The 12,354-nt window shown below is 56.3% G+C and carries 7 protein-coding genes and 1 pseudogene; 5 read left to right on the top strand and 3 right to left on the bottom strand.

Annotation, left to right across the window (positions count from 1 at the left end):
* A pseudogene (locus tag WA237_RS18560) lies at nucleotides 1-243 on the top strand (hypothetical protein); the annotation flags it as partial.
* 437 nt (nucleotides 244-680) lie between these two features.
* Here the strand turns inward: WA237_RS18560 and WA237_RS18565 are convergent.
* A complete protein-coding gene (locus WA237_RS18565) occupies nucleotides 681-3,365 on the bottom strand; it encodes a UvrD-helicase domain-containing protein (protein WP_336099479.1) in 2,685 nt (894 codons plus the stop codon).
* 871 nt (nucleotides 3,366-4,236) lie between these two features.
* Here WA237_RS18565 and WA237_RS18570 point away from each other — a divergent pair.
* From WA237_RS18570 to WA237_RS18585, 4 genes are all read left to right on the top strand, one after another.
* On the top strand, nucleotides 4,237-4,944 hold the full coding sequence (locus tag WA237_RS18570; RefSeq protein WP_336099469.1) for a hypothetical protein: 708 nt from the start codon (nucleotides 4,237-4,239) through the stop codon (nucleotides 4,942-4,944).
* A gap of 602 nt (nucleotides 4,945-5,546) precedes the next feature.
* Entirely contained in the window at nucleotides 5,547-6,311 is a 765-nt protein-coding gene (locus WA237_RS18575) for a Hachiman antiphage defense system protein HamA (protein ID WP_336099471.1), read from the top strand.
* Entirely contained in the window at nucleotides 6,308-9,829 is a 3,522-nt protein-coding gene (locus WA237_RS18580) for a DEAD/DEAH box helicase (RefSeq protein WP_336099472.1), read from the top strand. The genes WA237_RS18575 and WA237_RS18580 overlap by 4 nt, the downstream gene beginning before the upstream one ends.
* A 293-nt stretch (nucleotides 9,830-10,122) precedes the next feature.
* Nucleotides 10,123-11,670 carry a S1 family peptidase gene (locus WA237_RS18585; RefSeq protein ID WP_336099475.1) on the top strand — a complete coding sequence of 516 codons (1,548 nt, stop codon included), beginning with the start codon at nucleotides 10,123-10,125 and terminating at the stop codon, nucleotides 11,668-11,670.
* A gap of 137 nt (nucleotides 11,671-11,807) precedes the next feature.
* On the opposite strand, the gene WA237_RS18590 is transcribed toward WA237_RS18585, so the two are convergent.
* Entirely contained in the window at nucleotides 11,808-12,050 is a 243-nt protein-coding gene (locus WA237_RS18590) for an integrase core domain-containing protein (protein WP_336099476.1), read from the bottom strand.
* Nucleotides 12,051-12,065: 15 nt separating this feature from the next.
* Complete coding sequence (locus tag WA237_RS18595) at nucleotides 12,066-12,272, bottom strand: hypothetical protein (RefSeq protein ID WP_336099478.1); 207 nt, start codon at nucleotides 12,270-12,272, stop codon at nucleotides 12,066-12,068.
* Nucleotides 12,273-12,354: the final 82 nt, after the last annotated feature.

Consider the following 12,354-nt stretch of genomic DNA (forward strand, 5'->3'; position numbering starts at 1 on the left):
CGGCCTTCGGCCCGTGGCTCACGGGTCAGCATCACGGATCGGCGTCTGGTCGACATCATCTGTCTGGAAGAGGGCACAATGAGTGATGTGCTGCGCGCCCATGGCTGGTCGGTGAAGTCCGATCATATCAAGGCGCTGACGCAGGCCCTGCGCGAGGCGCTCGATCGCATGATGGGGCCGGTTAACCCGCAGAAGGCGTCGGCTGTCCACTACGGCTCCGGCTGTCTTCCGATCTGGGAATAATCGCGCCACCTCCTGGCGACAAACGGGCAGGGGGGAGGGGGCTATCTGAAAATCAGGGCCTCCTCCCTCGGACCGGCGTGGGGACCAGTCTTTTCGCACCGGCCGAATTGAAGAAAAAAGCCCACGTTCTTTTCATATCAAAGCTCCATTGGTTATTGATTGTGGCGCTTTTTGTGACTGCCAGATCCCGTAGAGACGAGCTCCAGTAGCTCTATCGCCCGCGGCGCTCATAACTGGTGTTTCAGGGGGCAGCGATACTTCTAATCAGCCTAATCTCATGAAAGTTGCTGGGGGAGACAGATAGACAAGTGGATGAACGGCCCAATGAATCAGAGCCTGCCGTCCGTTGCTGCGACCATGCACGACCCAAATGCGCTGGCTGAAGACCTTCCCAGTGATTTTTAACAATGGTGGCTCAGCCGTGTTGCTTCAGCATGTCATGCATTTTTTTGCAGCTTGGCTTTGCCGTCGCAGTCTGGGAAGCGGACACAGCTAAGAAATGCTCCATAGCGGCCGCGCCGTTCTATAAGCCATCCTGCGTCGCAACTCGGACAAGCCGGCTGGCTTTGTCCGCAATCTCCGCAAACCCGTTCTCCACGGGTCCGAGAACGGACCGGGAGGCTGACTCCGCAGGCCGGACACGCGGGCATTCGACTGCCGCACAGCTTCACATGTTCGCAGCGATACCAATCGCGCCCGTCCTTTCCAGCCATGTGAAGCAGACGCCCGCCGCAACCCGGACAGGTGTGGGTGTGCTTCTGGGCCTCCAGAGGAACGACCACGCCGAACTCGGGCTCTTTCATCAGCTCCTCGACGAAGACCGAGGGGCGCGCTTCGGATGCCAAGATGGTCACTGTCCGCCGGGCCCGGGTTACGGCAACATACATGACGCGCCGCTCTTCGGCATTCGGGTAGGGCTCAGCCTCGGGCGATACCAGGCTAAGCAAAGGGTCGTCTACGATCATTGACGGGAAGCCCATCTTAGCGTTGTCGGCACCGAGAATGATCACGTGATCCGCCTCCAGGCCCTTCGAAGCATGGATGGTCTTGAAGGTGATCGTCGCCCCGGGGTTCTGGCGCTGAAGCCGCCCGACATCGGGTCTCAGGAACCGATATCGACCGAGGATCAAGATGGACGGTCGCCCGCCGCTCTTCCCTTCTGTGGCGGCAAGAGCAGTCACGGCGTCGTTCAAGACCGTCTCCCCTGTGTCGCGGCGCGTCCAGGCGATCCTGATTGACGGCTCGTCCGTCTCGCCTGCGGGGATCACCGTCTTGGTGATCTGTGCTGGATTGCGCAAAACGAAACGACGGGCGGCCAAAGCGATCCTATCCACCGATCGAAAGGTCCGACCGAGGTCGACGGTCCGATGGACACCAGCGACCCCTGCATAGGTGCCGCCGAATTCAGTGCCGAAGTTGCGCATAATATGAATATCCGACCCGGCGAAGCGATAGATCGATTGCCAGTCATCGCCAACGGCAAACACCTTGGCATCTGAGTGTTGGCGTTTGAGGGCCTGGATCAGCTTCGCTCGTCCGGTCGAGATGTCCTGGAATTCGTCGACAAGGATGTGCCGGAACGGGCTCTGGTAGCGTCCTTTTTCGACGAGGGCCGTGGCGCGGTTCACCATGTCCTCGAAGTCGATCCGATCGCCTAGGCGGGATTGATACTCTCGAAAGACGGCGCCGAAGATCTTCAGAAATGCTTCGGCGCGTTTGCCCATCTTCAGACTTTGCGCCTTGTCTGAACAGTCCTCGACCCGGTAGCCGCCGTTCTTGAAATGACGCAGGAACGTGCTCATCAACGAGGTGAAGCTGTCCACCACCCCGACCTCGGCCACACGATCATATATCTCGATGTCCGGGATCGGACGGAGCGTAACGTGCGGCTCTAGCTTTTCGGCAAGCGCATCGAGCAGCCGGCCCTCTTCGCGCTCCCAGCTATATGTTTCGACGAGCACCGTCTCGTGCTCGACATGGACTTGCCGTTTCCAATTCATGCTCTCGAGGTAGTCTTCGCGATCGATGTAAGGAGCCGTGGTCAGCTCTTCCTTGCCGTCCCTGCCGCGCTTCTTGCGCACACCGAAATGCTCGATGTAGATGCCGCTCTCTGTCAGCCGAAAATCGGGCGTGTAGACGCGGCGCCCGGTCTTCTTGAGCTTGTGCTCGTAGCTAGGTTCGTATTCGTAGGCGATGCCGTTCCGGAACAGCCAGTTGGCGATGAGAAGTTCTTCGAAACTGTTCACCGTCTCGCCTTGCAGCGTCCGTAGGTTGCGGCTTTCGATCTGCGCATACCATTCGTGCTTCGTCTTGAAATCCCATTCTGTTGGGAAGTCGTCGAAGAAACCGGCGAACCAACCAATCACGGTCTGCGCGATGTCACTGGCGGTCGCTACGACGTGCCGTAGGATCTCCTTCATCAGGGACAAGAACGCCTTGTCGTCTGTCGCGGTCGGCGCCAAAGGGGGCTTCTCCCCCTCCACTTCGCCGATGATCTCGTAGGCCAATGCGTGGAAGGTGCGGGCCGCCACAGGGACCCCGCACCTGGCTTCGATCCGCTCGGACATCTCGGTTGCGGCGTCTTTCGCAAAGGCGAGCAGCAGGAGCTCGCTTGGTTTCCGTATCCGCGCCTTCACGAGGTACGCGGCCTTGGCGGTGATCACACTTGTCTTGCCGGAGCCCGCCCCGGCCAGAACCAGTGTCGCATCTTCGTCGACGACCACCGCCAAGCGCTGCTCCGGGGTCAGTGGCATGGCCTCAACCGTGTCGAAAAAATCCTTCCAGCGGAGGAGCTGACCCTCCACAAAGATCTCGATAGATGCCTCACGGACGGCATTCGGATCGGATGCGAATGCAACGATCGGGGCAATTCGGGACATGGTTTCGTCGCCAACGGCCTCCGCATTCAGCTTAGAAAGCACCCGGCGGTTCAGATCGGCAGCATCGCGCTCCAGCGGTGCGACGTGGCATGCTGCGGGATAAGCGTCCGGCACCTTGAGTGCGTCTAGCGTGTGCAGGATGCGCAGAACCGTGGCCTCTTCCTTTTCCAACTCCGCCCGGTTGAAATCCGTCCAGGCGGTGGCAGTGGCATCTGCAAAGTTTCTTGCTGCAGACGCGTTCACCGCCGGCAAGGTCAGGTTCCGACCGCCCCCAAGATCGAGCGACAGAGACGAAGAGAGGAGGCCCTTCCTTATTGAAGGGCGCGTCGCGATCGCGTCAAACCCTACCCAGGGCGAACCCGCCCCACGCGCGGCAATTCCCCTGTGCTGCAGGGTCAGAGACCTTGGATGTCGGCCGAGAGGGTCAACCAAGAATCCTAGGAAGGTCTTTGAGAGGAGTTTCATGTGCGCCGAAGTGTCCGTCATTTCCAAGGTGTAGCAAATATTGGAAAGCGGGGAACCTCAAGGGAAGCAGTTCTGGCGCGAAAAGCATAAACCGGACCTTAGCTGTTTCTGCGAATGTGCGAGGCCGAACAGGCAAAAGCGGGCATTCAAGCCATAGCAACCCAAACCCATATTCTGCGCCGCGCACCAAGGTCCGCTTTGCCCAGTTAATGACCTTTGCAAAGCGGCGATCGTCGAGCCCAGCGCAGGGAGCGATCGGGCCCGATGCGGTCAGGCGGCCGCGCAGCGTCGGGATTGGGCATCTGCCCACCGTCGCTTCTGCCACGAATTACTGCAGTTAGCCCAGTTGGGACTTCGAATCATATTTCAGAAACAAGGACTTCCTTCAAACGGTGTGGTATTCCCAATCAGCGCAGCAGCTGTTGAACTAGACAAAGATTGTCGGAAAATAGTGTCGGTTAGCACTTTGTTCTCGCCAACTTCGAGGTTGGGAGCCGATCTCTCTATAAGATCAAAAGCGGCTCTTCATTGCAATCTTCCGAGGGAACGTGGGGCTTAAGAGGTGTAGGAGTGGAAAATTAGGCCGTCAGATGTTAAAGTTATACTGTCAAATTTTTGCACCCACTCGAATTATCAAGGGAGGAAATAAATGTTTTTCAGAGCAAGCATTGCTACGCTAGTTATGATTATTCTAACGATTCCAGTCAAAGCAGGTGAATTTGAAGAGGCCATTCAAGAGGCAAAGGTGCATGCTTTTGCCAAGGAATGGCAAAAGGCCAGCAGGACGCTAGGGAAAGCACAAGCACCATTGTTAGCTGGCGGAAAAAGTCCTGCGGAAGCTCAGAGTATTGTCTACAAGTTTACTCAGGCAATCGATATTCTCAAGCGCCTAGATTATCTGGAGACGGAGTTGAATGCCGGGGAGCTCACAGTTGGTAAAAAAGACCATCTTAGTTCTTATGCTAGCAAGCTGGAGATGGACTATGAAGCCAGCGAGCACCTCAAAAACCATCAATGGCTTGTGGAGGCAAACGCTGCGGCACGGATTTCTGCTATTAAGACTTCTCCCGATCTGAAACGCGTTGCCAAGACCGATAGGGGCGACAAGAAACTCATGGACTACCTTTCCAAGGAAGAGAAGGGGATAGAACAAGATCGGGAGTTTCTAAAAATCACAACCACTGAGGGCGTCAGGAGATCCTCTTGCAAGGTTATGTTTAACCGTGTCCGAAATCTTGAAGCAAACAGCCGAAATGGTGGTTCCAACCTGTATAATAACGCGGGAACGGAGACGCAGCAGAGTTTCGTACAACGGGTAACTGATCTGCGGGAAAAAGTTTCCGCTGATTGTGAATAAGCAAGCGATTGAAACTGCTTAGGAAGTAATGTGTACCAACCCCGCCTCCGCTCTGACTGGGATGTTAAGGCGTGTTCTTTCGGGGCCGCAGCAGGTATCGGCGCTGCCTAACGGGGGTACGTAATGTGCTCGCTTCCAGAAACCAATTTCTGCGTGTCTTAGCGGTTTGCCATTTCCGCAACATCTAAGGGGCTCAAAGACGACGTGCGGCGCTATGGCACGCGAATCTTGATTCTGCAGGATTGGGCGCGATTGACCATTTTCCCACACTCAGCCCTTACTGAAGCCTTCCGCTTGCGGCCCAATGCGGACCTCCATGCGACCTGCCTCCGCCGCAACGCGGTGTCACGAAAGCGGCCGTTGGCAAAGTAGCGCAGCGTCGTTCATCTCACGGAGGTTCGCCGACCGGGCAGTTCATCGCCCGCGACCATTGGCCGCCTCTCTTCGACGTAGGAGTGCTGGCTCGAAGTTGCCATTCGAGCAATGCTGCATGTTCTTCGGGCTCTGAGTGTCTTCAGTTGTTGTCCAACCGAACAATCCGGGCTTGAATTGAATTAACCGAAAATAGCACAGTCACTTGTGAAGATAAAAAGGCGTTTTTTATGGCTTCGTTTGATGAATGGAGTGATGAGGCAGAAGCCGAAGTCAACGGGCACAGGCTGCGTCTGGTCACTCTTCTGGAAGGCCATGGCGCCGTCGCACAAGAGAAGGCGGTAGAAATCCTGCCCGATCACTATGCCGCAGCCGAGCAGGTGGCGCATGTCTTTGAGCGTCTGGGAAAGGAAGCCGCGGCGAAATACCTCCGCCAGAAACTTCCCACCACACCGTCCCTACGCTCGGGCGATTTAGGAGAGATTTATGCGACGGAGTATATCGAAGAACGGACGGACTTCTCTGCCCCGGTGAAAAGGCTGCGGTGGCGCGATCATCGAGAAATGGCCATGCGAGGCGACGATGTAATCGGACTTCGCCCTGCGGCTGAGGGACGGCCAATCAATTTCCTGAAAGTGGAAGCCAAGAGCGAAGCCGCCCTTCAGACACGTACTGTTACGAAGGCCCGAGGTGCGCTGGATGGTGACGGCGGATTGCCTTCGCCACACGCTTTAACCTTCATCGCAGACCGGTTGCGCGAAATGGGAGAGGAAGAGCTTTCCGATGCCATTCTCAAAGCGCAACTCGTGGACGGGATTACAGCCGCGCACGTCCAGCATCTGCTCTTCACGTTTAGCGGCAATGACCCGAACAACTTCCTTCGTGCTGATCTGAACGGATGCGGTGACGGCATACCCCAAAACGGCGTAGGACTGAGAATTGCGGACCACCAGGATTTCATCCGAAGGGTTTTTGAAGAGGTGTTCGGCGAATGAATATCGATGAAGTTCAAGCGATTGTCGGGCAGGCGATGGAGCCGGGTTATCGGGGCCGGTTGCTCGCCCGAGGACAGGCCCGCGCGATGATCTGGCGCAATGGCCAGCTTCCTCCGGGTGCTCCCGGCTTCGCCCCTTCGCTTTCCTATGATCTCATGGGCTACGGCCATGCGCTGCTCTCGTTGGGCATTCGGCTTCGCGAGGAAGGCGGAGACCTGACCATGATGCGCTCTGCGTTCGAACACGCAGGCGATGCCTTCGAGGCCATTGTTTCGAAGGGCGATCCTAACGATCCGCGAAGGGGTTTCGTCCGTCTGTTGGCTTCTGCCTCGTTTCATCTGGCAAGGCTTTCGGCCCGCGCGTTTTCGATGCTGTTCGTCACGTTGGAGGATGTGAACCTTTCGCGCATGGAACGTGCGCTCGCCCTTCTTATCTTGCGATCTCTCGATCAGCTTGAAGCTGAAATCACCGAATGGAACCTGGAAGGCACTGGTTCGGATGCAGCCGTGCGAGCAGAGTTGATGCAGGTCTTGGAGGACGACGCAGACCAAGGAGCGGGCGAAGAGGACGAGGATGACGGAGAGGTAATCTCCGAGGCTCTAGACCTCGCCCTCACAGATCAGCTCTACGGCGGCCTCGGTGCCTTCCTACTTGCGCTTCAAACCGGAGAGGCAGACCTTTTGGAGGTGGCGCGCGCAGAGATCGAAGACGGATTGGCCGCTGCAGCCGAACTGAATCTGGTTCCCCAGTGGTGGTGCTTCCGTCTGACTATGCACCTATTGGACGATTTGTGGGGCTCCAGTTTCCATGAAGTTCTGCCGACCAATCCACCGGAAGGCGACGGAGCGGCTTGGCAGCAATTGCGTCGGCTATTCATTGCAACGTTGTTTGGTCGTAAGCGGTCCGAAATTGAACTTTGGCCGTCTCAGATTGATGCGGCCCGGCGTTCGGTGGATTCCACGGACAATCTCGTCGTCTCTCTGCCAACGAGCGCTGGAAAAACGCGCGTGGCGGAACTGTGTATTCTAAAATGCCTATCGGAGGGTCGTCGTATTGTCTTTGTGACTCCCCTCCGCGCACTTTCTGCGCAGACAGAGACCGGACTACAGCGCACGTTCGGCCCGTTGGGCAAGACCATTTCAGCGTTGTATGGAAGCATCGGAACGAGCGGCTTTGAAGAAGACGCTCTAAAGACTCGTCATATCGTTGTCGCTACTCCTGAGAAGCTGGACTTCGCGCTGAGAAACGACCCGACAATCCTTGATGATGTGGGACTTGTGGTGTTGGACGAAGGACACATAATCGGTCTCGGCGAACGTGAAATTCGCTACGAGGTCCAGATTCAACGACTCTTGCGGCGCGCCGATGCGGATCAGCGTCGCATTGTTTGCCTGTCGGCGATCCTTCCCGAGGGAAATCAGTTTGATGATTTCGTGGACTGGATACGTCGCGACGAGGACGGCGATGCGGTTTCGGTTGATTGGCGCCCGACGCGTATTCGATTTGGAGAGGTGATCTGGCGCAACAACAGCGCACGCCTGGAGTTACGGGTTGGAGAAGAGAAGCCGTTCGTGCCGGACTTCTTTGGGCAGAGACACCCGACGAGCGGACAGCGAACGATCCCATTTCCACGCGACCAGCGCGAACTGGTTCTAGCTACGGCGTGGCGGCTGGTTGAAGACGGGCAATCTGTTTTGATCTACTGCCCGTTACGAAAATCCGTCGAGCCGTTCGCCGACGCCATAGTTGATCTAGCGGGACGCGGCTTTCTGGACTCCGTACTTACCATCGATCAAGCACGATTAGCGCCCGCTCTCGCGATCGGCGCAGAATGGCTCGGGGAGAACCACCCCATTCTCAAGTGCTTGTCACTGGGTGTTGCCGTTCACCACGGAGCTTTGCCGACACCATTCCGGAAGGAAATGGAGCGCTTGCTTAGGGACGGCGCTTTGAAGATTACGGTTTCCTCACCCACTCTTGCTCAAGGCCTGAACTTGACCGCAACGGCCGTGGTAATGCACTCGCTGCATAGAAATCGTGAGATGATTCCGGCTTCGGAGTTTAAGAACGTCATTGGCAGGGCCGGTCGTGCGTTCATCGACGTGGAGGGCCAAGTTCTTTTTCCAATTTTCGACAAGCATAATTACAGGAGAAGGCAGTGGATCGAATTGATCGAGAAAACCAGCGAGCACAGTCTCGAAAGCGGCCTGTTGCGTCTGCTTGTTACTTTGCTGGTTCGGTTGCAGAAGGCTATCGGAATAAAGCGTCTAGCGGACCTTCAAGAATACGTAGTGAATAACGCCGTTGCTTGGGATTTCCCGGAGATCGCCGACGAGAGGGCCGAAGTGAGAGAAGCCCAAGAATATCGATGGGATCAGTTCATAACCGTTCTCGATACGGCGTTGTTGAGCCTTTTGGGAGAGCTGGACATTGCCGCGGACGAAATTGCCGCAAAACTTGATGAGGTCTTGCAGTCTTCACTCTGGCAACGCCGTTTGGCTCGTAAGAAAGAAGGGGTGCAGAATCTTTTGAAGGCGAGCCTCGAAGCTCGCGCCAGGCTGATTTGGAACCAGAGCACCACGCAACAAAGACGTGGTTATTTCCTTGCTGGGGTCGGCTTACAAGCGGGCCAGCAACTTGATGCTTCCGCCGCGGCTGCCAATGACCTCTTGATTGCGGCCAACGGGGCGATCTTGGGGAACGAGAACGAACAGGCAATCGAAGCGATTACAGGGTTAGCCGAAATCGTCTTCAACATAATGCACTTTGTGCCCGATCCTTTCCCCGACAACTGGCGCGATGTCCTGCGGTTCTGGTTGATGGGGCAACCACTCGCTGAAGTGGTTGCCGATAACCCGTCCGATGTACTGCGGTTCGTCGAGAACGGATTAATCTATAAGCTGCCTTGGGGCATCGAGGCGGTTAAGGTTCGAGCGCAAGCCAATGGTGACACCATTGGCGATGACGGAATCTTCACCATCGATGACTTCGAGACCGGTCTTGCCGTTCCGGCCATCGAGACTGGCACGCTCAACCGTAGTGCGGCGATATTGATGCAGGCCGGGTTCACTTCACGGTTGGCCGCGATCAAAGCCGTCAATGAGACTGGCGCGAATTTTGAGAATGCCGCTGACATGAGAGCCTGGATGAATTCTGAGGCAGTCGTTGAACTTGGCCAAGACGCCGAGTGGCCAACGCCAGAGAGCCATGAGCTATGGCTGGATTTCACCACCAGCTATGTGCCCCCCGAGCGGAGTATCTGGAGTACGCAATCTGCAACTTTCGAAGCTGAATGGCTCAACCCAGTAAATGTGCCTGCAACTGGGGTGGCTGTAAAGCTTGTCGGTCATGGAGACGAAACTCTGATCCTTTCTGCCACGATGGAAAAAATTGGTCGACTTGCCGATCCGCTCATCATGATGTCGCGGGGCATAACCACAGCGCGAGTCGCGCCGGACAACCAATACCTTGATGTCGTCTACCACGGACCCGACGACTTGAACCTGCTCGCGGCGTAACCCCCAAACTGAGCTAGCCATCCATGCCGCGAACGACTGCTCTCCGCCCGTCGTCCTGAAGTCTGCGCGCATGCAGCGAACTTCCGCTATCCGCCCGGTCAGTAGTCAGGGTGATTTGATGCAGATGCAGAACGAATGTCTTGTTTGGGCTGAGAGCGCTCATCTGATCGGTCGCGTCCAACCCTGCTAGGTCAAGACCCGTGCTCTGCAGCGCCGCATGTCGGCTTTAGCCCTGAGGCGACATTCGTCCATGGATATGTTATGTTATCCAGATCGCGGAAGGACAAATTGCCATGTCCGCTGGCTACACCGTCATACTTGAACAACTTACTGGACCGCGGCGCGGATCAGAGACTCGTCTGTTCGGCGAAGTGATCTATGCATTTCTAGAGGCGGATCAAAACCTCCGGTTTACCGACCAGCAAGACCTTCAGGACCGTGAATCGGAGTTTGCCGTTCTAAATAGGTCTGAAACGGACTACATCATAACGGCAACTGCGGATAACGAGTTCTGGATCAATAAGCGGTTGGTCAAATCGGCAAGTCTCCGAGGCGGAGATATGATCGAATTCGGCGAGAACGGCCCGATGGTTCGATATCACCATTTCGACGGAGTTTTGCCGCTTCGTTGGACCGTGTCCGAGATTGCCGGCGACACTATTGCTTACCTCCGTTTCAGCCGCAAACCGTTCACGTATCGATTAAGGCATGCGGCGGCCCAGTTTGGGGGGCGATTGGTCTGGCAAACAACAATCGCCTATCGGGTGACAGTCGTCGTGGCCATCTTGGCGCTCGCTGGTCTGGCATACAGTCAATATCATGCAAGTCGGCTCTTGCAGGAAAGGATAGAAGCCGGTGCAGGCCAATTGGATTCTGTTGCGGCGTCACTGGCAAAAGCACGCGATGAGGCCCTAAAGCCGAGTGACTTGGTCGAACTTCGCAATGACTTGAGTAGCCAGGTCTCTTTGAATGCCGAGCGGCTTGCTGAACTCGAACGCCACTCCGAGGCGGTGAAGCGAGTCATCCGTACGTCAACCGAGGCCGTCGCATTTCTTCAACTGGAATACAGTCTTCGGGACATCGTTACCGGCAACGAATTAAGGCATGTCATGAACCGCGATGGCGTGCCGGTAATGTTGCCGCGAGGGCAGCCGCTTTTGTCGTTGGACGGGAATGGCCCGGTTGCAACGGTTCAGTTAACCGGGACTGGCTTTTTACTTGGCGGCGGCCGCTATCTGGCAACCAACAGACATGTTGCCTTGCCATGGGAGCGTGGAAGATACTCTGGTCCAATCAGCGCTGACGTCTTAGAACCCGTCATTTCCAAATTCATCGCCTACTTTCCAAATCTCCAAAAGCCAGTCGAAGTTTCTCTGCAAACTGCAAGCGAAACCGCGGACCTTGCCATTCTCGCGATTGAGGCGGGATTACCGGAACTGGGCGGGTTGCCTTTGGCCTCGGAAACGCCGAGTGTCGGCGAAGAGGTCATTTTGTTGGGCTATCCAACGGGACTTCGAAGTCTTCTTGCTCAGTCTGGACACGAGTTTGTCCGACAGTTAGAGGCGGATAAGGAACTCGATTTCTGGAACGTCTCAAGGCGGTTGTCCGATGCTGGCCTGATATTCCCCCTCGCGAGCCGCGGCATCACGGCTAGGGTTGCGTCTGAAGCGCTGGTCTATGACGCCGAAACGACCATGGGTGGCAGTGGCGGACCTGTCCTGAACCTGCAAGGGGAGGTGATCGCAATAAACGCAGCCATTCTGCCCGAATTTGGAGGATCAAACCTTGGTGTGCCAGCTTCAAAGCTTGCGGCACTTATTTCCATTAAAACAAAGGAATGATATCGTGACCGAGATGAGAACTGAAGGCAGACCATACCAAACTAAAATCGGAGATGGTCAACACCTTTTGGTCTATCGTGAACGGCAGATTTGTTCGCTCCGCCGACCTTTAACCTTCGAGAATGCTCAGCCACGCGTTAATGGTCGATTTGGTGAAACTGAGCTGCTGCGCTCGTATATCGACCCAGCGGAATCGGCTTAGGTTTAGCCGCTAATCTGAATGCCTCGGCGGGCGTGCGCATGGCAAGCGTCTGATGAGGGCGGCCGTTGTTGTAAAAGGTAATCCAGTCACCGATGACGCGCATCGCGTGCTGGATGCTTTCGAATCGGTGGCGATGCACGCATTGCGCCTTCAGCGTCCGAATGAAGCGCTCGACCATGCCGTTCTACTGCGGTCAGTGCGGGGTGATGAACTCCTGCTGCAGCCCGTAGTTGCGGATGATGGCCATGAAGAGGTGGCTGGTGAAGACCAGGCCATTGACCGAGCGCACTAGGAACTCGTCTTCGACACGACCCAAGGTACCGAACCTCGCGATCAGCGCATGCTCGAGGGCGGCGCTGGCCGTCGTGGCCTTGCCTGACTTCGACAGGTGCCAGCCCAACAGCTGTAAACGGTGTCCTGGCCCCACGTTGTAGGGGCGGTGCTCGCCTGCGAGATCATACCCATCTCATAGTGGGGAGTGC

This window comes from Roseovarius sp. CH_XMU1461 (assembly GCF_037027165.1).
GTDB classification, from domain to species: Bacteria; Pseudomonadota; Alphaproteobacteria; order Rhodobacterales; family Rhodobacteraceae; genus Roseovarius; species Roseovarius nubinhibens.